Raw genomic sequence first — 23,124 nt, 5'->3', positions numbered from 1 at the left:
AGCTAAGCGACTTCCATATCTCACAGGGGGCAACCCCCAACTACTTCCGGCGTTCTAGGGCTTAACTTCTGTGTTCGGCATGGGTACAGGTGTATCTCCTAGGCTATCGTCACTTAACTCTGAGTAATACCTACTCAAAATTGAATATCTATTCAAACCAAGAAAACCGCTCGCTTTCATATTCTCAGTTACTTTGGATAAGTCCTCGAGCTATTAGTATTAGTCCGCTACATGTGTCGCCACACTTCCACTTCTAACCTATCTACCTGATCATCTCTCAGGGCTCTTACTGATATAAAATCATGGGAAATCTCATCTTGAGGTGGGTTTCACACTTAGATGCTTTCAGCGTTTATCCCTTCCCTACATAGCTACCCAGCGATGCCTTTGGCAAGACAACTGGTACACCAGCGGTAAGTCCACTCTGGTCCTCTCGTACTAGGAGCAGATCCTCTCAAATTTCCTACGCCCGCGACGGATAGGGACCGAACTGTCTCACGACGTTCTGAACCCAGCTCGCGTGCCGCTTTAATGGGCGAACAGCCCAACCCTTGGGACCGACTACAGCCCCAGGATGCGACGAGCCGACATCGAGGTGCCAAACCTCCCCGTCGATGTGAACTCTTGGGGGAGATAAGCCTGTTATCCCCAGGGTAGCTTTTATCCGTTGAGCGATGGCCCTTCCATACGGAACCACCGGATCACTAAGCCCGACTTTCGTCCCTGCTCGAGTTGTAGCTCTCGCAGTCAAGCTCCCTTATACCTTTACACTCTGCGAATGATTTCCAACCATTCTGAGGGAACCTTTGGGCGCCTCCGTTACCTTTTAGGAGGCGACCGCCCCAGTCAAACTGCCCGTCAGACACTGTCTCCGATAGGGATCACCTATCTGGGTTAGAGTGGCCATAACACAAGGGTAGTATCCCAACAACGTCTCCTTCGAAACTGGCGTCCCGATCTCATAGACTCCTACCTATCCTGTACATGTGGTACAGACACTCAATATCAAACTGCAGTAAAGCTCCATGGGGTCTTTCCGTCCTGTCGCGGGTAACCTGCATCTTCACAGGTACTAAAATTTCACCGAGTCTCTCGTTGAGACAGTGCCCAAATCATTACGCCTTTCGTGCGGGTCGGAACTTACCCGACAAGGAATTTCGCTACCTTAGGACCGTTATAGTTACGGCCGCCGTTTACTGGGGCTTCAATTCATACCTTCGCGTTACCGCTAAGCACTCCTCTTAACCTTCCAGCACCGGGCAGGCGTCACCCCCTATACATCATCTTACGATTTAGCAGAGAGCTGTGTTTTTGATAAACAGTTGCTTGGGCCTATTCACTGCGGCTGACGTAAAGTCAGCACCCCTTCTCCCGAAGTTACGGGGTCATTTTGCCGAGTTCCTTAACGAGAGTTCTCTCGCTCACCTGAGGCTACTCGCCTCGACTACCTGTGTCGGTTTGCGGTACGGGTAGAGTATGTTTAAACGCTAGAAGCTTTTCTTGGCAGTGTGACGTCACTAACTTCGCTACTAAACTTCGCTCCCCATCACAGCTCAATGTTATAGAACTAAGCATTTGACTCAGTTCACACCTCACTGCTTAGACAGACACTTCCAATCGTCTGCTTTAGTTAGCCTACTGCGTCCCTCCATCACTACATACTCTAGTACAGGAATATCAACCTGTTGTCCATCGGATACACCTTTCGGTCTCTCCTTAGGTCCCGACTAACCCAGGGCGGACGAGCCTTCCCCTGGAAACCTTAGTCTTACGGTGGACAGGATTCTCACCTGTCTTTCGCTACTCATACCGGCATTCTCACTTCTATGCGTTCCAGCACTCCTCACGGTACACCTTCATCACACATAGAACGCTCTCCTACCATACCTATAAAGGTATCCACAGCTTCGGTAAATTGTTTTAGCCCCGGTACATTTTCGGCGCAGGGTCACTCGACTAGTGAGCTATTACGCACTCTTTGAATGAATAGCTGCTTCTAAGCTAACATCCTAGTTGTCTGTGCAACCCCACATCCTTTTCCACTTAACAATTATTTTGGGACCTTAGCTGGTGGTCTGGGCTGTTTCCCTTTCGACTACGGATCTTAGCACTCGCAGTCTGACTGCCGACCATAATTCATTGGCATTCGGAGTTTATCTGAGATTGGTAATCCGGGATGGACCCCTCACCCAAACAGTGCTCTACCTCCAAGAATCTCTAATGTCGACGCTAGCCCTAAAGCTATTTCGGAGAGAACCAGCTATCTCCAAGTTCGTTTGGAATTTCTCCGCTACCCACAAGTCATCCAAGCACTTTTCAACGTGCCCTGGTTCGGTCCTCCAGTGCGTCTTACCGCACCTTCAACCTGCTCATGGGTAGGTCACATGGTTTCGGGTCTACGTCATGATACTAATTCGCCCTATTCAGACTCGGTTTCCCTACGGCTCCGTCTCTTCAACTTAACCTCGCATCATAACGTAACTCGCCGGTTCATTCTACAAAAGGCACGCTCTCACCCATTAACGGGCTCGAACTTGTTGTAGGCACACGGTTTCAGGTTCTATTTCACTCCCCTCCCGGGGTGCTTTTCACCTTTCCCTCACGGTACTGGTTCACTATCGGTCACTAGGGAGTATTTAGGGTTGGGAGATGGTCCTCCCAGATTCCGACGGGATTTCTCGTGTCCCGCCGTACTCAGGATACTGCTAGGTACAAAGACTATTTTAAATACGAGGCTATTACTCTCTTTGGCTGATCTTCCCAAATCATTCTTCTATAATCTTTGAGTCCACATTGCAGTCCTACAACCCCGAAGAGTAAACTCTTCGGTTTGCCCTTCTGCCGTTTCGCTCGCCGCTACTAAGGCAATCGCTTTTGCTTTCTCTTCCTGCAGCTACTTAGATGTTTCAGTTCACTGCGTCTTCCTCCTCACATCCTTAACAGATGCGGGTAACAGGTAGTACCTGTTGGGTTCCCCCATTCGGAAATCCCTGGATCATCGCTTACTTACAGCTACCCAAGGCATATCGTCGTTTGTCACGTCCTTCTTCGGCTCCTAGTGCCAAGGCATCCACCGTGCGCCCTTATTAACTTAACCTTATTTTTTGACCTTTCAGTCATAAACTCTTATTAATACTACAGCGTTTTCGGTTTATTTTCTTGTTACTATTTGATATAGATATTCAATTTTCAATGTGCATTACTTGGTGATCTCTCACCAATGGAGCCTAGCGGGATCGAACCGCTGACCTCCTGCGTGCAAAGCAGGCGCTCTCCCAGCTGAGCTAAGGCCCCACAAGACCTCTCAAGACTAAACAAGACCAATGCGCAGTTCCTTATCCTTAGAAAGGAGGTGATCCAGCCGCACCTTCCGATACGGCTACCTTGTTACGACTTCACCCCAATCATCTATCCCACCTTAGGCGGCTGGCTCCTTACGGTTACCTCACCGACTTCGGGTGTTACAAACTCTCGTGGTGTGACGGGCGGTGTGTACAAGGCCCGGGAACGTATTCACCGCGGCGTGCTGATCCGCGATTACTAGCGATTCCGACTTCATGTAGGCGAGTTGCAGCCTACAATCCGAACTGAGACTGGCTTTAAGAGATTAGCTTGCCGTCACCGGCTTGCGACTCGTTGTACCAGCCATTGTAGCACGTGTGTAGCCCAGGTCATAAGGGGCATGATGATTTGACGTCATCCCCACCTTCCTCCGGTTTATTACCGGCAGTCTCGCTAGAGTGCCCAACTGAATGATGGCAACTAACAATAGGGGTTGCGCTCGTTGCGGGACTTAACCCAACATCTCACGACACGAGCTGACGACAACCATGCACCACCTGTCACCTCTGTCCCGAAGGAAAGCTCTATCTCTAGAGCGGTCAGAGGGATGTCAAGACCTGGTAAGGTTCTTCGCGTTGCTTCGAATTAAACCACATGCTCCACCGCTTGTGCGGGCCCCCGTCAATTCCTTTGAGTTTCAACCTTGCGGTCGTACTCCCCAGGCGGAGTGCTTAATGCGTTAGCTGCGGCACTAAACCCCGGAAAGGGTCTAACACCTAGCACTCATCGTTTACGGCGTGGACTACCAGGGTATCTAATCCTGTTTGCTCCCCACGCTTTCGAGCCTCAGCGTCAGTTACAAGCCAGAGAGCCGCTTTCGCCACCGGTGTTCCTCCATATATCTACGCATTTCACCGCTACACATGGAATTCCACTCTCCCCTCTTGCACTCAAGTTAAACAGTTTCCAAAGCGTACTATGGTTAAGCCACAGCCTTTAACTTCAGACTTATCTAACCGCCTGCGCTCGCTTTACGCCCAATAAATCCGGACAACGCTCGGGACCTACGTATTACCGCGGCTGCTGGCACGTAGTTAGCCGTCCCTTTCTGGTAAGATACCGTCACAGTGTGAACTTTCCACTCTCACACTCGTTCTTCTCTTACAACAGAGCTTTACGATCCGAAAACCTTCTTCACTCACGCGGCGTTGCTCGGTCAGACTTCCGTCCATTGCCGAAGATTCCCTACTGCTGCCTCCCGTAGGAGTCTGGGCCGTGTCTCAGTCCCAGTGTGGCCGATCACCCTCTCAGGTCGGCTATGTATCGTCGCCTTGGTGAGCCGTTACCCCACCAACTAGCTAATACAACGCAGGTCCATCTGGTAGTGATGCAATTGCACCTTTTAAGCAAATGTCATGCAACATCTACTCTTATGCGGTATTAGCTATCGTTTCCAATAGTTATCCCCCGCTACCAGGCAGGTTAAGTTTTCAAAGGTCTTTGTCACTCGCTTCTCTCAAGTGACAACTATATTAGTATATCACAGCCGCTTTCGCTTGTCAACACTTTTTTGAAACTTTTTTAATCTTTTTTCATCAAGTGCCTCAACCGCAACATACCATAGTCCGTACGGGATTCGAACCCGTGTTACCGCCGTGAAAAGGCGGTGTCTTAACCCCTTGACCAACGGACCTGAGCTGTTATTTTCAACTCTTACTATTATACCGACTTTTCCTCCTTTGTCAACTACTTTTTGAAACTTTTTCCTATTTTTTTGTATGACTTCCTAATGTGTACGGATGTCAAACTCTTTAAACACAATACGTAAATCTCTTAGTACTCTTTGACGCCCTCGGAAGCGTTCATTTCTTAAGATGCGTTCTAACTCTTCTTGTTTCTCTTTACTTTGTTTGTTTCTATAATCTCTTAGTGTCTCATGAAAGAGATAATAGTCATCTAGCCATAAACCGTCCTCACTGATACGATGACTGATCTCACCTACTTCTTCATAGGGTTCTTTATCATATCTTCGTTTTTGACTTTCCTGCTTACGGATATAGTCTAAAATCCGATTCCGGAATTTAGTTTTGAAGTATCTACGTAAGCGTGGTATATCTTCTACTAGTCCTTCTTCTCTACTGATCAATTCATGTAAGCAAATCATACCCTCTTGATCCCAATCCGATAGCTCCCATAAATGCAAGTAATATTCTTTTCTACTCTTATATACAATGCCTCGGACTTCTTCATACAATTCTTCAATCATATTGTTCCCCTTTCTAGATACAGTCTAACAAATAAAGAAGCTAATTTGGTTATTTCCCCCGTTCTGTTCTCTACACTGCCTCAACTGCACAAAAAAGAGAGGACAAGCCTCTCTCAGGGTTATTTTTCATCATTCATTTTTGACTTTACTTCATCATAAGATAATGCATGAGATTCCTCTTCTACGGTTTCAGGCATCTTTCCTGTTTCGTAAAGAGATTTAATTTGTGTACTATCCAATGTTTCGTATTTCAATAATGCTTCTGCAATCAACTTGTGAGTTTCACGATTTGACTGAATAATTTCAGCAGCTTTATTTCGTGCTTCATTCAATAATGAACGAACCTCTTCATCAATTTCATAAGCTGTTTGTTCTGAAATTGATTTTTGAGGACTCTGTGCACCAAACATAGCATGGTTTCCTTCATATTGTACTGGGCCAAGTTTTTCACTCATACCGTACTCTGTAACCATTGCACGCGCCATTTGTGTCGCTTGTTCAAAGTCGTTTGAAGCTCCCGTAGTTTGGACATTAAAGATAATTTCTTCAGCTACACGGCCACCCATTAAACCAGCCAATTGCTCTTTCATATCTTCTTTGGAAAGAAGCATTTGGTCTTCCTTAGGAAGTGCAATCATATAACCGCCTGCACGGCCTCGTGGTACGATAGTAACTTTATGAACAACACGGGCATTCGATAAGACTAGACCAACAATGGTATGTCCAGCCTCATGGTAGGCAACCAATTCACGTTCTTTTTGTGAAACTGTCTTATCTTTCTTAGAAGGACCAGCAATAACTCTATCTTCTGCTTCATCAATATCTGAGGCATCAATTATCGATTTATTGCGACGAGCAGCAACTAAAGCAGCTTCATTCAATACATTCTCTAAATCAGCACCAACAAAACCTGGAGTTTGTTGGGCAACTAATTTCAAATCAACATCTTCTGCTAAAGGCTTGTTCTTAGCATGAACTTTCAAGATTGCTTCACGACCTTTAACATCAGGGCGCCCAACCAATACTTTTCTATCAAAACGTCCTGGACGCAAAAGGGCAGGGTCAAGTACATCTGAACGGTTTGTCGCAGCGATGACAATAATTCCTTCATTTCCCTCAAAACCGTCCATCTCAATCAAAAGTTGGTTCAAGGTTTGTTCACGTTCGTCATTTCCTCCGCCGAGACCGACTCCACGTTGACGTCCAACAGCATCAATTTCATCGATAAAGATGATAGCTGGTGCTGCTTTTTTGGCATCTTCAAAAAGAGAACGGACACGACTAGCTCCAACTCCGACAAACATTTCTACAAAGTCAGAACCTGAGATACTAAAGAATGGAACACCTGCTTCTCCGGCGACTGCCTTAGCAAGCAAGGTCTTACCTGTTCCCGGAGGTCCCTCTAGAAGGACACCTGCTGGAATACGGGCTCCAAGTTTTGTAAATCGTTTTGGATCTTTTAAGAATTCAACAACTTCAACTAGTTCTTGTTTTTCTTCCTCAGCTCCAGCAACATCTGAAAATCTTACTTTAATATCTTCTTTATTTGCAGCTTTAGCCTTACTACGTCCAAAACTCATCGGGTTACGGCTATTATTTCCTCCCATATTTCCCATCATAGAAAATAGGAAGAAGAAAAGAATACCGAATGGCACAATGGATACAAGAATATTAATCCACATACCACTTGAACTTTCATGCTTAACAGTTACTTCCGCTTTATGATCAGAAGCAAGTTTTTGCAATTCAGATACTGTCGTATCTGAAGGAAGAATGATGCTTGAAAATTTCTCTACTGTTGTAGCAGAAGGAGAAAAGAACTGAATGCCTGTTTCTTCTTTACTTATTTTAGGATTTTTATAGACACCTGAAACTTCGATAACACTGCCATTTGGTTGGTAAGTCAATTCTTTTACATTGTCATCGGTAATTTCTTTTACCAATTCTGTATAATTAATTTGCTCACTTTTCCCTGCAACACTACCGGTACTAAAATACTGATAACCTGTAACTAGGAAAAAAATAAGTAATAACCATAGAAAAGGATTTTTAATTAAACCATTATTTTGTTTTTTCATTAAAAATTGTTCTTTCTAATTTGAATACACTTCTTCTTTCAATACTCCGACATAAGGAAGGTTACGATAATTTTCTTTGTAGTCTAAGCCATAACCTACTACAAACTCATTTGGAATAGTAAAGCAGGTATAGTCAGCCTCAATTTCTACAACACGTCCTTCTGGTTTATCCAACAAGGTTGCAATTTTAACAGAAGCAGCTTCTCTTTCAATAAACATATCTCGCAAATTCTTCAAAGTTTGACCTGTATCAATGATATCCTCTACAAACAGAACATGTCTTCCTTTGATATCTTGAGTCACATCTTGTTTAATATTGATAACACCACTGCTTGCTGTTCCACCATGATAGCTAGAAACCATCATGAAGTCCATTTCAATATGCGTGTCGATATGTTTAACCAATTCAGCCATAAAAGGAATAGATCCTTTTAAAATCCCAACTAAGATTGGATTTTTTCCTGCATAGTCCTTAGTTAATTGAGCACCTAATTTTTTAGCAGCTTCTGTAATTTCATCGTGTGAAACAAGGATTTTTTTAATATCGTTTTCTAACATTTTTTTACCTATCTATTTTTTCTATATAAAGTACAGTGTTCATTATATCATTTTTCGTGTTTTTACTCAAATTACTGGTCGCAATTCCCAAAATTGAGACAATTTCACCAAATTGCTCAATAATCAGGGCAGATTTCCGCTTTTCCATAGGGATTTTCAAATCAATAAATAGACGTCTGAGTTTTTTTCTATGCCCATTTTGAATCAAAAAATCTCCTGTTTTTCGATGACGAATGTGTATGGATGTTTCCCGTGAAACAGGTACCTGCTGAATTAATTCACCTTCTAAAGGAAGTCCAAAGGAAAATAAATAACCTTGGTAAGATACCTGATTTTGATAGTGTAACACAAGTCCATCTTCCTTTTCATCAGACTGAGGACTGATTTTACAAATCCGAAACTGTTGATACTCTTTTACTAATTCATAACCATTTTTAAGCGGATGACGATACTGGCTTTTAGTTTTTAAAATTTGTCTAACTTCTTCAAACTGAGCTTTTGTAAGATTCAAATCTGGAAAACGATTCAGATAAGTTTGAAGTAAAACTCTTTGTGTCGATTCAGAGTATGAAAATAACCTCTCTAAATTTTCTACATCAATATTCTTTGATAATTCAGCTATGGCTATGTCATAATCTAAAATTTCATTACCGATACTTAAGATTGCATCCCTAAATCGAGGATTTTCTTTTTCTAATTCTGGTAAATAAGAGTTTCGAATACGATTTCGAAAATAATGGTTTTCCTTATTTGATATATCTTCAAAGTGAAAAATTGGAGGAAAGTCTTTTTTCTGAAAATACAAGAAGGGCCGAATGATTTCTATCTCTCCGACTACTTTCTTCTCCTTAATTCCTGATAGATAGCGCAAACGAGTGCCTCGAATCAAACGCATCAAAATCGTTTCCACCTGGTCATCAGCATGGTGGGCAGTGACCAAGGCTGTCGCACCTGTCTTTTTCATAACCTCTTGAAAAAAATCATAACGAAAATGTCGAGCACGTGCTTCTGAAAATTCTCCTAAAAAATTACTGATATAAATAGGAAGCTCTGCTTCAGCAGCCAACTTCCTTAATTCCTTTTCTTCCCAATCTGATTCTACTCTCTGCTTATGATTTACATGAGCTAAAATCAGTTCAATTTCTAACTCTTTTTGATAAGTAGATAATACCTTGAATAGAAACATAGAATCTAATCCACCAGAAAGAGCAAGCACCACCTTAGCATGTTTTTTGAAATATCCCTTCTTGAGAAAATGATTTAAAAAATCTTGTTCCCTCATTTTAGAACCTCATAAACATCCTTGGCTATCTTAGAAATCGTATCATAATCAGAATTCTTTGTGAAAATAGAAAGAATAAATGGAGAATCTGCATAGACAACACCGGTATCATGCTTAAATTCATCCGCATCTCCAATTTTATGAGCTACTTTAACAGAAACACCTTTAGCAATTCGCTCATTATCAAAATCTGTTTTAGTCAAAGACTCCAATACAAATCCATTTTGATTATAAATTGCCTCTATAACCTTCCCAGCCATCTTAGAAGAAATCAATTTTTCTTTTGAATCCCAATCATCTCCCATAATAGCAGACATCTTGGATTTGAATGTGGAATCAGATTGGTTTGAAATGTAATATCCCAATAGATTATGAGCTACATTATCAGATTCTTTTGATACTTTGGTAATTAAATCCTTTAGAGAATACTCTTTATTATCCTCTTTTTTAGGGAGGCTACCACTTCCCTCTGGTTTATAAGAACCTGGAAAATCATTGACTGCAGATACGTATTTTACAGTCGTGTCTAACTGATAAAGACCTTCATTTATTTTTTCTTGCGTATAATAAAGATAAGGGAGTTTTAAAACACTAGCTGCATACATCTTTTCATCTTGATTGATACCAGCTTCTTGTCCAGTAGTCAGTTGCTTGACATAAATAGAGAATGAATCCTTCTGATATTTTTCAGATAACATTTCTTGGACTTTACTCATCCGATTATCTTCTTCAGAAGTTAATTCCTTTTCTACCCATCCAGCTTGATCAATATGTAGAAATTCTCTTCCTTCTACAAACATTGTCTTGTCGATTGAAACTTGCGAATAAGCTGATAAGGATGATTTCACTTCTTTTAAATCATAAGGACTGTTATACAGTTTAAAATCAGATTCTAACCATACTTTTTTGATTGTAGGAGTTACCTCTGACTGATTGTATAAAAAACGTTTGTCCGCAGCAATAAATTGATGGTTGGATAACTTAAATACTGGAATTCCCTGTTTATTTAAGCGCCACTCGGTTATTTGGAAACTTGTTTTTGGAGTTAATTTTCCAGATTCTACCACTAAATCTTCATTTGCATAGACAGGAACTTCTCCATAAACCATAGGAGAACTTAGCTTTTCTCTATAATAAATGCCAAAGTCAGATTGTGAAAGGTAATAAATTTCTTTCGAAGTATAGACAACTTCTTTTTCTGTGCTAACGACTTTTGAAATGGTCAAAAAACTCGGTAGCAACAAAATAATTAAGAACTTACGCATTCTTCCTTTCCTTTTCTTCTTGTAAACGCAATAATTGATTTTTATCAGCCAACTCTTCCAGCTTTTCATCCGATAGACTCAAAAATTGTTCTATTACATCTAATAAATTTTCCATTTTATCACCTTGGGAGCAAGTCAGGAATCGTATAAACTACTTCCCTATTCTTAGAATAATAGTATTTTGCTCGCATGTATTTAGCAGCGTAATCTTCATCTTTCAACTTTGTAGCAAAAGCTGTCTCTTTCTCCTTTTCCTCACTCAAAGTTTGATACTGAGTTTTTAAATCTTCTAATTGCTGACGTCTCTGAAGTAATTGGTTATAGCTCTGAGCTAAATTGAAAGTTGGTAAGATAAATAACAACATGATCAAAATCAATACCAAACCCATAAAACGATTTCTCTTTTGTCGTTCTTGTATCAAATACCTATGGCGTTGATGTTCATTTTGAATAAAAGAATTATTCAATTGTACAATATTTTTAGACATTTTCTTCTACCCGTGTTTCATTGATAATTTCATACATGCCTGCCGCATCTTCTTTTTTTGTACTATCTTTCATCTCTAGTACTTTTACAAGTAGCAACTTATTGCCAAAGCGAATTTCAACTTGGTCATTAACTTTCAAATCCGTTGAACTTTTTGCCAAGATTCCATTTACCTTGATTCTGCCTTTATCCGCTACTTCTTTTGCGACTGTACGACGCTTGATAATTCTTGATACTTTTAAATATTTATCTAATCTCATTTTTATTACCTCAAATTATTATTGTACCATTTTTATCCATTTTATAGAAGAAAAATGTTAAAGGAAATTGCCTTCTTTTAACTCTTTTATCTCTAATAAACTTTCTCCAAAAATGAGCAGACCTTCTAAAATTTCATAGTCCTTCTTGTTTCGGACATCAAATACAACTTCCATTAATCCCTTATTCTCAGCTATGGCTGCTTTTAGGTTTGTTGCGGATAAAGCTTTAAAATAATCTTGAGCTAAAAACAGTCGTTGAGTAACTTTTTCAAATTGAACTGTAATCTTATTCTCTTTTCTTTCAACACGTTGAACAAAGACCTTGTCCAAATATGACTTGACTAGACCAATTTCTAAAAGATAGGCTACAACGTCTGGGTATTCTCCAAAGCGGTCCATCAACTCTTCCTGTAACTCTTCATAATTGACACGGTTGTCAATTTGACGAATTTTCTTGTAAATTTCGATTTTATGTCTTTGATCAGAAATATAAATATCAGGAAGATAGGCATCAATTTGTAAAATCAATTCAGCATTTCCTTTGGTCCTTGTGTTCCCATTACCATGTCGTTTATCAATAGCTTCCTCTAGTAATTGCGAATACAATTCAAAACCAACAGAATCAATGAAACCAGACTGAGACTTGCCTAAAAGATTTCCTGCTCCACGAATCGAAAGATCTCGCATAGCAATCTTAAATCCGGAGCCTAATTCTGTAAATCCTTTAATCGCTTCTAATCTCTTCTCAGAGACTTCACTAATTGATTTTTCTGGACGATACATGAGGTAGGCATAAGCAATACGATTACTACGACCAACTCTTCCTCTTAACTGATACAAAGTTGACAATCCCATATGGTCTGCATTTTCAATAAACAAAGTATTGGCATTTGGAATGTCCACCCCTGTCTCAATAATGGTAGTCGTCACCAAAATATCATACTGACCTTCAATAAAGTCTAACAGAGTGTTTTCTAACTGAATTTCACTCATTTGTCCGTGAACATACCCAATCGAAGCTTCTGGAATCAACTCCTGTAATTCTGAAACCTTCTGATCAATTGTGTCAACTTTATTGTAAAGATAGTAAACTTGACCTCCACGGTCCATTTCACGTAAGACAGCATCACGAATGACACTATAATTCTTTTCCAAAACATAGGTCTGAACAGGATAGCGATTAGTCGGCGGAGTTTCAATAACAGACAAATCTCTGATTCCCAGCATAGACATATGAAGGGTACGAGGAATTGGAGTTGCCGTCAAGGTCAGGACATCTACTTGTTTTTTAAATTCTTTCAATGTTTCCTTATGCTTGACACCAAATCTCTGTTCCTCATCAATAATCATCAATCCTAAATCAGCAAACACAACATCTTTTGACAAAACCCGATGGGTTCCAATCAAAATATCAACTTGACCCTTTTTCAATTTTTCAAGTGTTTCAGTCTGCTCTTTTTTACTTCTAAAGCGACTCAACACATCAATATTAACTGCAAAATTTTGGAATCGTTCCTTAAAATTCGTATAGTGCTGTTGCGCTAAAACCGTCGTCGGAACGAGAACGACAACCTGTTTGTGATCATTGACTGCCTTAAAGGCTGCACGCATAGCAACTTCAGTCTTTCCAAAACCAACATCCCCAACTAAAAGTCGATCCATTGGTTGAGAAGCCTGCATATCTCTCTTGATTTCCTCAACACTACGAAGTTGATCATCCGTTTCAACATAAGGGAAGGCATCATCAAAAGCATGTTGATCCTCATCATCAGCTGAGAAAGCAAAACCCTTCAACTGACTGCGTTCAGAATAAAGTTTAATTAAATCGTCAGCTATATCCTCTACCTGGTTCTTAACTTTTTGCTTGGCTTTTTTGAAATGACCGTCATTTAATTTATTGAGTTTAGGAGCTTTCCCATCACTTGAAACATATTTGGACAGTAGATGAATCTGTTCCACTGGGATAGAGATTTGATCCCCGTTTTGGTATTGAACACTAACATAATCACGGTGAATCCCTTTGATTTCAATTGTTTCAATCCCTAGATATTGACCAATCCCATGGATATGATGGACAACGTAGTCCCCTTTTTCAAGTTCATTGTAATCTTTTAATCTCTCTGCATTCGAAACATGTTGTCTTCGAAAACGACGTTTCAATTTCTTTTGAAAAATCTCATGTTCAGTTATCAATAAAATCTTTTCATCTACAAAATGAAAACCATGTCTGAGATTACCCTCGATTAAGTTTACAGATTCTTTACAGATACTTGACTTATCTCTGGAATCTAATTTAATCTGATATTCCTCTAAAACATCCTCCAATGTTTTACTTCCCATTGAATTGCTAGACTGAAGAATAATAGTGTAATTCATTTTTTTGTATCGCTCAATTTCTTCTTTTAGAAAAGAAAATTGATTGAAAAACTCTTGCATGGGATATTGATTAAATTGATAAATTTGGTCAAACTTGAGATTTCCTAACCCCTTTTGCAGATTAGAGAAAAAGGTAACCGAACTCTGTTTTTTATAGATTTGCTCTGTATCAGCAAAATACTGCATCTCAGAAAATGCTTTACTGCTCTGTAATTCTTCTGTAAAGTATTGTGCTAACTCCCTTTCAAAGACTTCATACTGATTCATCAATTTCTGATAATCATCAAAGAATACTGGGGTATCTTTTTCAATATAGTCAAAAACAGTCCATGTCTTGTCATAACACAAAGATAAAAATTTCCGTGAATCAGAATGAATTTGTTTTTGGTGAAAACTTGAAAGAATTTCTTCTAAGTATGATTTTAAAATAGGTGATAACGTTTTTGAAATTTGTTTTTCTAAATCTGACTGTCCTCGTTGATAATCCTTTTCTCTCAAAAGCATATCACTAGCTGGAAAGATAGTGAGTTCTGTCTGATTTTCTTTCGATAATTGTGTTTCGACTTCAAATGACCTAATACCATCGACTTCATCACCAAAAAACTCAATTCGGTAAGGTTCTAACTGGGATATTTCAAAAATATCTAAAATATCTCCTCGCAGACTAAATTCGCCTTGAGTTTGTACTTGTGTAACTTTTCGATAGCCTATCTCTTTTAACTGATGGATAAGTGCGTGTTGGTCATATTCTTCACCAACTGTTATTTTTACAATACTATCTTTGAATATATTAGGAGACGGTAAAATCAATCGACTTGCTGCGATATTACAAACTAAAATCCCTTTCTTAGATGAATCAGTCAAAAAACGCAAAGCTTCAACCCGTGAAATGATTTTTTCTTGTGAAGACATCAAAAACTCGACCATAGGGGAGTCATCTACCAAAAATGGATAGACAAGTTCCTCACCCAAGATAGATAGAAGATCACTAACAATTCCTTCTGCTTCTCCATAAGTTGACGTCAATAACACAATCTTATCTTCTTTTTCTATACTACTTGCAATTGCAAGAGCCTTAGTAGACGTTGATAAACCTAGTATTANTTGTCTTTTCTTATTTGTCAGATTTTGATGCCATTTTTTGATCTGATTATTTTCTGAGAATAAATCTAATAAGGTAACCATTTATCCGTTATACCTCTGCATTGTTTTCTCAAAATTTTTCTCTTGTAAATAGTAGTTTACAGAATCGTCAACTTTGTCAATAGACTGTAAAATACCAATATAATCATCCTTGTCAAAGGTACTCAAAACATGGTGAACAACTGACATTCCATTTTTAGGTCTTCCAATTCCAATCTTAACACGATTAAAGGTCTGAGTCCCTATATGTTGAATAATAGACTTGATACCATTATGACCACCTGCGGATCCCTTTGCTCTTAAACGAATCTTTCCAACTTCCATGTCAAGATCATCGTAAATGATGAGTAAATCTTCAATATCCAAACCATAATAAGTCAATAAAGCATGAACCGCTTTTCCACTTTCATTCATAAATGTCGTTGGTTTGACAAGATAAATTTTTTCTCCATTTAGGAAAAAGGATGCTAGGTCAGCTTGAAATATCTTATCATGTGTAAAAGTGACATTCTGTTTCTTCGCTAGTTGGTCAATCAACATAAATCCAACATTGTGTTTTGTTTCAAAATATTTATCCCCTGGATTTCCTAATCCTACAAGTAATTTGGTCATTTATTTTTCCTTTCAAAAGCCAAAAGGGTTGGAATTTTTTTCCAACCTAATTGACACTATTCATTAATTTTTTTAGACATTAAAGCGGAATTCCATAATATCGCCATCTTGAACGATATATTCTTTTCCTTCTTCACGCAAGCGCCCAGCTTCTTTTACAGCCTTTTCAGATCCGTATTTCACTAGATCCTCATATGACATAGTTACTGCACGGATAAAGCCTTTTTCAAAGTCTGAGTGGATAATACCAGCTGCTTGAGGAGCCTTCATACCACGTTTGAAGGTCCAAGCGCGAACTTCTTTTTCACCAGCTGTGAAGTAAGTTCCCAATCCAAGCAAATGGTATGCAGCACGAGTCAACTTGTCAACGCCTGATTCTGTCAACCCAAGTGCTTCAAGAAACTCTTGCTTATCTTCATCGTCTAACTCAGAAATTTCTTCCTCAGCACGTGCAGAAATAACGACTACTTCAGCATTTTCTGTCGCTGCAAATTCACGAATTTGTTTGACATAGTCGATAGAATCTGGATCTGAAACTACACCCTCGTCCACATTGGCAACATAGAGCACTGGTTTAGTCGTCAACAAGAAGAGACCTTTTACAACCTTTTGTTCCTCATCTGTAAACTCGATTGTACGAGCTGATTTCCCATCTTCAAGGACTGGTTTAATCTTTTGAAGAACATTGAATTCTGCTACTGATTCTTTATCTTTTTGCGTACGTGCCATCTTTTCTACACGCACATATCGTTTGTTCACTGATTCTAAGTCAGCAAGAATCAACTCTAGGTTAATAGTATCAATATCTGCAATTGGATCCACAAAGGCGTCTTCACGTCCTTGCTCGCGCATCACATTTTCATCATCAAAAGCACGAACTACATGAACAATCGCATCTACTTCACGGATATTAGCCAAGAATTTATTCCCTAGTCCTTCTCCTTTTGAAGCTCCTTTTACAATCCCTGCGATATCTGTAAATTCAAATGTTGTTGGAACTGTCTTTTTAGGAGTAATCATTTCAGTTAGTTTTTGTAGGCGTTCATCTGGAACCTCAACCATTCCAACGTTTGGATCAATCGTCGCAAATGGGTAGTTTGCAGCCTCTGCTCCTGCTTTTGTAATTGCATTAAATAGTGTTGATTTACCAACGTTTGGCAAACCCACGATACCTGCTGTTAAAGCCATATTTTCTCATTCTCCGTTTTCATTTCAATCCCTAATATTATAACACAAAAAGGGAAAACTTGCTAACCCTCTAACTAAGGGTTCTCAGTCAATAATTTTATTCATTTTTCGATCAAAATCATAGCGCCCCATCATGACAACATGGTCACAATTACTGCATTTGATTTTGATATCTGCTCCAACACGTATAATTTCCCAACGATTTGCTTTTTTACCAGTTGACTTGATTGTACAAGCATGTGGTTTTTTCATCTCAACAAAATTTCCAACTTGATACATACTACTCTCCTTTTCTTTTTCGATTATATCATAAAAGAGGCGAGCTAGGCTCAACCTCTTTCACTTAATTTGTACGAACTGGTGTAATGAGCTGCATGAAGTCCTCATCAGTGTCTGCTGGCACAAGAGTAAATGGACGAACAGCTGAGATAAAACTAATGGTCACTTTTTCGCTATTTAAAGCTTTAAGAGAATCAATCAAGTAAGTTGGGTTGAAACTAATAGTCAAATCTTCACCAGTCACCTGATCAGTATCGATTTCTTCGTTTACTTTACCAACTTCTGGAGAGTGAACATGGGCGCTAACAATTCCATCTTTAATTTCAAGTTTCACAGTACCATTTTGAGTAGCACTTGATAAAAGACGAGCACGTTCCATTGACTGGCGTAAGTTTACCACATCAAAAGTAATTGTAGTATTAAAGTCTGTTGGAATCAAGCGATCTGTATCAGGATAGTTACCTTCTAACAAACGTGTATAAAAGCTAATATTTTCGCTTCTAAAGAGAATTTGGTTATTGGCAAAGAAAATCTCTACAGTTTCAATATCATCTGTAAATACCGCTGAAAATTCGCGTAGAGAACGGCTAGGAATTACAACATCAAAATCATCACTATTTTTCTCCAGCGTTAATTTTTTCTGGCTTAGACGATGAGAGTCTGTCGCAACTGTTTTTAGCTCCTTGTGGTTACTCAATACAAAATGAACACCTGTTAAAATCGGACGACTTTCTTGTGTACTTGCAGCAAATGCTGTTTCATTGATAATTTTCTTTAGTAATTTTGTTTCAAGAACCAAAGGAGTACTTGCTGAAATTTCTTGGATTCGTGGATATTGTTCGCTATCTTTTCCTTTTAGGGTAATTTCTGATTTGCCACTCGTTAAAACAATTTGATTTTGTTCAATTTCTTTAAAATCAAGAGTCACATCAGGTAGACTAGATACAACATTGATAAAGAAAGAAGCTTCAAGAAGAATTGAACCTAAAGAAGTAATTAACAAACCAGCATCTTCATTTTTTTGAGAAATAAAATTTTCAATTGAAATTTGACCATTTGAACCAATTAAAGTAACACCTTCATTGGTCACGTCAATTTTGACAGTTGATAAAATAGGAATGGCATTTTTAGAACTAATAGCTCTCTTAGTAGTATTTAAAGCTTGTAGAAATAAATTTTTATTAATTGAAAAATGAATCATGGATTCTCCTTTATTTATTTTTAGTATTAGAAGGATAATAGTAATAATAGAGTCTGTGAAATCTGTGGAAAATAGACTTTAAACAAGTCATATCAAGTTTTTGGGCTTGTTTAAAAAATGTGGATAAAAAAGATAATAAAGTAAAAGTTATCCACAAGTTATTTGATTTTCTTTTTGATTGATTCAATTTCTAAGCGTAAATTATCGTCTTCATCAATCAAAGATTTAATTTTAGCATGGGCATGAATAACTGTTGTGTGATCTTTACCACCAAATTCCTTACCAATTTTTGGAAGACTATTATCTGTTAGTTCTCTAGATAAATACATAGCCACTTGACGAGCTAAAACAATATTTTGAAGGCGTCTACTTCCCTTCATTTCTTTGACACTGACACCATAAAAGTTACCAACTTCATTTTGAATTTTGTCAATTGGGATGACGAGCATTTGGCTAACATCTTGTTTGCGAGCTCTAATAGCTTCTGCAGCAATATCAATAGTGATATCCTTGATTTTTTTTACTCTGGCAATTAAAGTGATGTCGTTGATTGCTCCTTCAAGTTCTCGAACGTTTGAATCAAATTGCCCAGCTAGGTATTCTAGGGTATCACTTTGGAAATTGTAGTCTAAATGCTCTGTTTTACTTTGTAAAATGGCAATACGTGTTTCAAAGTCAGGTGGTGTGATGTTTTGCGTCAAGCCCCAGCTAAAGCGCGTGACAAGCCTTTCTTCAAGGCCCTCTAAGTGTTTAGGACTACGATCACTAGTCAGAACAATTTGTTTTTGATTGCTATGGAGAACATTGAAAGTATTGAAAAATTCTTCCTGAGTTGCAACTTTTTTTCCACTCAGCGATTGTATATCATCAATTAACAAGAGATCAAGACTACGGTAAGTTTTTTTGAACTTTTCCATTTCACCCAGTCTCAGATGTTCAAGAAAGTCGTTGATAAAGCTTTCAGCAGGAATGTACTTCACACGCGCATCAGGAATATTCTTCAAAATTTCATTCCCAATGGCATTAAGTAAGTGAGTCTTACCAAGTCCAGGTCCTCCATAGATAAAAAGAGGATTATAGGTCAAGGCCAAATCTTCAGAGACAGCCAAAGCGGCTGATACTGCCCAAACATTTCCATCCCCTTGAATAAAATTATCAAAGGTATACTTTTCTTTTAATCCAGTATTCGAATAAGGAATAGATGCTAACTTTGGACTGTAGTCGTAAAGAGTTGAATTTGGAGCTTCTTCAACTTGTGAGATGGTCGTATCTTGAGGTTTGGTGAAAATATAGTGGGGAGTTATCTCAGCGTCATAAATTTCAAATCCAGCAACTACAATAATATCTTTTAGTTGTTTTTCCCAGACCATTTCCATTTCAGATCGTGGTAAAAATATAGTGGCAACATTTTCCTCTACCTTGATGAGTTCAGCTTGAATAGCATAGAAATCATACATGGATCGAGTCAGTCTTTCTTGAGCAAATTCTAATATACGATTCCAAAATTGTTTTTCTTTCAATCTTTTCTCCTCCTTTACTATTTAAAAGTTTAATGCTAAACTTATTTTACCATAGATAGTAAGAATTTTCCACAAGCTGTGAAAAATAATCCACAATGTTATCAAGTTTTATCCACAGGTTGGGGATAAAATCAGAAACTATTGATTTATTAAGCTTTTTATTAAAAAAAAGAGTGGATAACCTTGTGAGATAAAAAAATAAAAGAACAGCCTTATTTCAGGCTGTTGATAATTCTACTGTATTCTTCTTGATTTGAGAAAGCAATAATGATTTTTCCGCTATCTTTTTTAGACAGTTTGATTTCTACATCTAATCCGAGTAGTTTTTTTAACTGTTCTTCTTCATTTTGTATGAAATGATTCGTTTTTTGAAGTTTCTTTTGTTTTTTCTCTGTCAGAAGAACTTCTAACTTCCTTACAGAAATGTCTTCCTCTATAATTCGTTGAAAGAAATAGTCTTGTTGTTCCTTATTCAACCCAACTAGAGAACGCGCATGAGCTTGTGATAGTTTGCCGTTTTCTACTTCTGAGATAATCTGTTCTGGTAAGGAAAGCAAACGAATGGAGTTGCTGATATATGGACGAGACTTGCCCATTTTATCTGCAATTTCAGCATGGGTAAATCCTTTCTCTACAAGAGATTCATAGGCGCGTGCTTCTTCTATTGGATTTAAATTTTCTCTTTGTAAATTTTCAATGATGGACTGGACCATCATCTCTTGGTCTGAAAGTTGTTTAACAACAGCTGGGATAGATGTTAGACCAGCTAAAAGTGAAGCGCGATAGCGTCTCTCTCCTGCAAGGATTTCATAACCAATTACAGGAGATTGACGAACAATAATCGGTTGAATGACCCCATTTTCTTTAATAGACTGTGCTAGTTCATCTAGTTTTTCTTTATCAAATTCTTTTCGAGGTTGATAAGGATTTTTTTGTATATCTGTGATAGAAATCATTTCAAATTTTTCCATGATTCTACACTAACACATCTTTTCTCTTATGTAAAGCTTTCTTTACATAGATGTCAATTAAGATTCTAAATCACCTGAACTCTTGTCAAGTTTAATAGATGTAGTTTCTTCTTTACCGTTACGATAGTAAGTTATCTTAATGGTGTCTCCGATAGAATGATTGTAAAGAGCACTTTGTAAGTCTGTTGATGAAGCAATCTCTTTGTCATCTACTTTTGTAATAACATCGTATTTTTCAAGGTGACCATTGGCAGGCATATTACTTTGTACAGAACGAACAACTACACCAGATGTTACATTGCTTGGAATATTCAGTCTTCTAATATCACTTGTATTAATATTTGAGAGATTGACCATTTGAATTCCCAAAGCTGGACGAGTCACTTTTCCGTTCTTTTCCAACTGTTCAATAATATTGATAGCATCATTTGCAGGGATTGCAAAACCAAGACCTTCTACAGATGTTCCTCCATTTGTGGCAATTTTACTTGAGGTAATTCCGATAACCTGTCCTTGGATATTGATCAGTGGGCCACCAGAGTTACCTGGGTTAATAGCAGTATCAGTTTGGATGGCTTTTGTAGAAATGGCTTGTCCATCTTCAGATTTTAAAGATACATTTCGATTGAGACTAGATACAATACCTTGAGTGACAGTATTTGCATATTCAGAACCCAATGGGCTACCAATGGCAATAGCAGTTTCTCCTACGGTTAACTTGCTAGAATCACCAAACTCAGCTACTGTTGTCACTTTTTCTGAAGAGATTTTGACGACAGCAATATCAGAGAAAGTGTCAGCTCCGACAATTTCTCCAGGTACTTTAGTTCCATCTGACAAACGAATATCTACTTTGCTGGCACCATTTATAACGTGATTGTTGGTGACGATGTAAGCTTCTTTATCATTCTTTTTATAAATAACCCCAGATCCTTCACTAGAGATTTGCTGAGAATCTGTGTCAGTATCATCATTACCAAATACGCTATTTTGTCTGTTTGCTGAATAAGTAATAACTGAAACAACAGCATCTTTTACTTTGTTAACAGCCTGTGTTGTTGAATTTTCATTCTTATAGGCAGTCTGTGTAATAGTACTATTGTTGTTAGAGGTACTTACAGTACTTTTTTGAGTTAGTTGGTTTATTGAAAAGCTACCCAAGGCTCCACTAATAAAGCTAATGACGATAACGACTAATAATTGAAACCCTTTTTTGTAAAATGTTTTTAAATGTTTCATATTTGCCTCCATATTTTTGAATTACTGAAAGTATAAACTGACTAGCTTAATTATAACTTAAACGCAAAAAGTTTTTCACAGATTGTGGATAACTTTCAAAAATCTGTGGTTTTCTCGGCTAAAATTAACCTTTTGTTTTGTGAATAAGATGTGAAAAAATAGAGAATATGTTAGAATAGAGTCATGAAAATTAAAGTTGTAACAGTTGGGAAACTGAAAGAAAAGTATTTAAAAGATGGTATTACAGAGTATTCAAAACGAATTTCTCGATTTGCTAAGCTNGAAATGATTGAGCTAGCAGATGAAAAAACACCAGATAAGGCTAGTGAATCAGAAAATCAAAAGATTTTAGAAATAGAAGGTCAGAGAATTTTATCAAAAGTTGGTGACCGTGATTTCGTTATTGTGTTAGCCATTGAAGGGAAAACTTTCTCCTCAGAAGAATTTAGTAAGCAATTAGAAGGAGCTTCTATAAAAGGATTTTCTACTCTTACATTTATTATTGGAGGGAGTCTGGGATTAGCACAGGATGTAAAAAAGAGAGCCAATCTTTCTGTTAGTTTTGGTCGCTTAACCTTGCCCCATCAGTTAATGAGACTAGTCCTTGTTGAACAAATTTATCGGGCTTTTACAATACAGCAGGGATCGCCCTATCATAAATAGAAAATTGACTTTCAATTGAATTTTTGGTAGAATAGCTGTATTAGGTCTCATAGCTCAGCTGGATAGAGCATTCGCCTTCTAAGCGAACGGTCGCAGGTTCGAATCCTGCTGGGATCAATATAGTAGCAAAGCTGGGAATTTTCCCGGCTTTTTTCTTAAAAAAGTACACTTGGGGATAAAAAAATGACAGTTGAGAGAATTTTATCTAAAACAAAATTCCATTTTGTATAATAGTTTTTGTAAGTTAGCTTACAAGAAAAAACATTTTAGGAGATTTTATTATGAAAAACACAGTTAAATTGGAACAGTTTGTAGCCTTGAAGGAAAAAGACTTGCAAAAGATTAAAGGTGGGGAGATAAGGCAAACACATAATATTTTCTTTAATTTCTTTAAAAGAAGATAAAGGAGTGGAAGAATGGATTTTCTTGCAGTATTAGTTGTGATATTACATAT

At 38.1% G+C, this 23,124-nt stretch carries 18 protein-coding genes, 3 tRNA genes and 3 rRNA genes; 3 read left to right on the top strand and 21 right to left on the bottom strand.

Features of this window, described 5'->3' with window-relative positions; genetic code table 11:
• Position 1 precedes the first annotated feature (1 nt).
• From rrf to D8837_RS07935, 21 genes are all read right to left on the bottom strand, one after another.
• Positions 2-117, bottom strand: a 5S ribosomal RNA gene (gene rrf / locus D8837_RS08030).
• A 76-nt stretch (positions 118-193) separates the two neighbouring features.
• Positions 194-3,097, bottom strand: a 23S ribosomal RNA gene (locus D8837_RS08025).
• A gap of 124 nt (positions 3,098-3,221) precedes the next feature.
• Positions 3,222-3,294: transfer RNA gene (locus tag D8837_RS08020), tRNA-Ala, on the bottom strand.
• 51 nt (positions 3,295-3,345) lie between these two features.
• A 16S ribosomal RNA gene (locus D8837_RS08015) occupies positions 3,346-4,869 on the bottom strand.
• Together the 16S, 23S and 5S rRNA genes with 2 tRNA genes alongside form the textbook arrangement of a ribosomal RNA operon.
• 34 nt (positions 4,870-4,903) lie before the next feature.
• Positions 4,904-4,975, bottom strand: a tRNA-Glu gene (locus D8837_RS08010).
• A 93-nt stretch (positions 4,976-5,068) separates the two neighbouring features.
• Positions 5,069-5,548, bottom strand: a complete 480-nt coding sequence (locus D8837_RS08005; protein ID WP_125456726.1) for a sigma-70 family RNA polymerase sigma factor — start codon at positions 5,546-5,548, stop codon at positions 5,069-5,071.
• 119 nt (positions 5,549-5,667) lie between these two features.
• Positions 5,668-7,626, bottom strand: coding sequence for an ATP-dependent zinc metalloprotease FtsH (ftsH, locus tag D8837_RS08000; RefSeq protein ID WP_125456725.1), 1,959 nt, complete (start codon positions 7,624-7,626; stop codon positions 5,668-5,670).
• A gap of 15 nt (positions 7,627-7,641) precedes the next feature.
• The gene (gene hpt / locus D8837_RS07995; protein ID WP_125456724.1) at positions 7,642-8,184 is read right to left on the bottom strand and encodes a hypoxanthine phosphoribosyltransferase; all 543 of its coding nucleotides are present in this window, start codon (positions 8,182-8,184) and stop codon (positions 7,642-7,644) included.
• A gap of 4 nt (positions 8,185-8,188) precedes the next feature.
• Entirely contained in the window at positions 8,189-9,466 is a 1,278-nt protein-coding gene (gene tilS, locus D8837_RS07990) for a tRNA lysidine(34) synthetase TilS (protein ID WP_125430358.1), read from the bottom strand.
• Positions 9,463-10,731: a serine hydrolase gene (locus D8837_RS07985; protein ID WP_125456723.1), complete on the bottom strand. Its 1,269-nt coding sequence runs from the start codon at positions 10,729-10,731 to the stop codon at positions 9,463-9,465. Before D8837_RS07985 ends, tilS begins: the two co-directional genes overlap by 4 nt.
• Positions 10,724-10,846, bottom strand: coding sequence for an SP_0009 family protein (locus tag D8837_RS09760; protein ID WP_000429334.1), 123 nt, complete (start codon positions 10,844-10,846; stop codon positions 10,724-10,726). Before D8837_RS09760 ends, D8837_RS07985 begins: the two co-directional genes overlap by 8 nt.
• A gap of 4 nt (positions 10,847-10,850) precedes the next feature.
• The gene (locus D8837_RS07980) at positions 10,851-11,219 is read right to left on the bottom strand and encodes a septum formation initiator family protein (RefSeq protein WP_125456722.1); all 369 of its coding nucleotides are present in this window, start codon (positions 11,217-11,219) and stop codon (positions 10,851-10,853) included.
• The gene (locus tag D8837_RS07975; protein ID WP_125456721.1) at positions 11,212-11,478 is read right to left on the bottom strand and encodes an RNA-binding S4 domain-containing protein; all 267 of its coding nucleotides are present in this window, start codon (positions 11,476-11,478) and stop codon (positions 11,212-11,214) included. The genes D8837_RS07980 and D8837_RS07975 overlap by 8 nt, the downstream gene beginning before the upstream one ends.
• 57 nt (positions 11,479-11,535) lie before the next feature.
• Positions 11,536-15,039 carry a transcription-repair coupling factor gene (gene mfd / locus D8837_RS07970; protein WP_125456720.1) on the bottom strand — a complete coding sequence of 1,168 codons (3,504 nt, stop codon included), beginning with the start codon at positions 15,037-15,039 and terminating at the stop codon, positions 11,536-11,538.
• Entirely contained in the window at positions 15,040-15,609 is a 570-nt protein-coding gene (gene pth, locus D8837_RS07965; RefSeq protein WP_000163936.1) for an aminoacyl-tRNA hydrolase, read from the bottom strand.
• A gap of 72 nt (positions 15,610-15,681) precedes the next feature.
• A complete protein-coding gene (ychF, locus tag D8837_RS07960; RefSeq protein ID WP_125456719.1) occupies positions 15,682-16,797 on the bottom strand; it encodes a redox-regulated ATPase YchF in 1,116 nt (371 codons plus the stop codon).
• An 84-nt stretch (positions 16,798-16,881) separates the two neighbouring features.
• Positions 16,882-17,076, bottom strand: coding sequence for a DUF951 domain-containing protein (locus tag D8837_RS07955; protein WP_050391320.1), 195 nt, complete (start codon positions 17,074-17,076; stop codon positions 16,882-16,884).
• Between the two features lie 64 nt (positions 17,077-17,140).
• Positions 17,141-18,277 carry a DNA polymerase III subunit beta gene (gene dnaN / locus D8837_RS07950; protein ID WP_125456718.1) on the bottom strand — a complete coding sequence of 379 codons (1,137 nt, stop codon included), beginning with the start codon at positions 18,275-18,277 and terminating at the stop codon, positions 17,141-17,143.
• 158 nt (positions 18,278-18,435) lie between these two features.
• Entirely contained in the window at positions 18,436-19,797 is a 1,362-nt protein-coding gene (gene dnaA / locus D8837_RS07945) for a chromosomal replication initiator protein DnaA (RefSeq protein WP_125456717.1), read from the bottom strand.
• A gap of 212 nt (positions 19,798-20,009) precedes the next feature.
• Entirely contained in the window at positions 20,010-20,768 is a 759-nt protein-coding gene (locus tag D8837_RS07940) for a ParB/RepB/Spo0J family partition protein (RefSeq protein WP_125456716.1), read from the bottom strand.
• Between the two features lie 57 nt (positions 20,769-20,825).
• Complete coding sequence (locus D8837_RS07935) at positions 20,826-22,007, bottom strand: S1C family serine protease (protein WP_033687626.1); 1,182 nt, start codon at positions 22,005-22,007, stop codon at positions 20,826-20,828.
• 183 nt (positions 22,008-22,190) lie between these two features.
• Between D8837_RS07935 and rlmH the strand changes: the two genes are divergently transcribed.
• The 3 genes from rlmH to comC all read left to right on the top strand — a co-directional run bounded on the left by rlmH (position 22,191) and on the right by comC (position 23,074).
• The gene (gene rlmH, locus D8837_RS07930) at positions 22,191-22,670 is read left to right on the top strand and encodes a 23S rRNA (pseudouridine(1915)-N(3))-methyltransferase RlmH (RefSeq protein WP_125456715.1); all 480 of its coding nucleotides are present in this window, start codon (positions 22,191-22,193) and stop codon (positions 22,668-22,670) included.
• A gap of 43 nt (positions 22,671-22,713) precedes the next feature.
• Positions 22,714-22,787 (top strand) — tRNA-Arg (locus tag D8837_RS07925).
• A gap of 164 nt (positions 22,788-22,951) precedes the next feature.
• Complete coding sequence (gene comC, locus D8837_RS07920; protein WP_004269819.1) at positions 22,952-23,074, top strand: competence-stimulating peptide ComC; 123 nt, start codon at positions 22,952-22,954, stop codon at positions 23,072-23,074.
• The last annotated feature ends 50 nt before the right edge of the window (positions 23,075-23,124 follow it).

It is taken from the genome of Streptococcus mitis, assembly GCF_003942965.1.
Classification (GTDB): domain Bacteria; phylum Bacillota; class Bacilli; order Lactobacillales; family Streptococcaceae; genus Streptococcus; species Streptococcus mitis_BH.
This window is presented reverse-complemented; position numbering and strand designations above follow the sequence as displayed.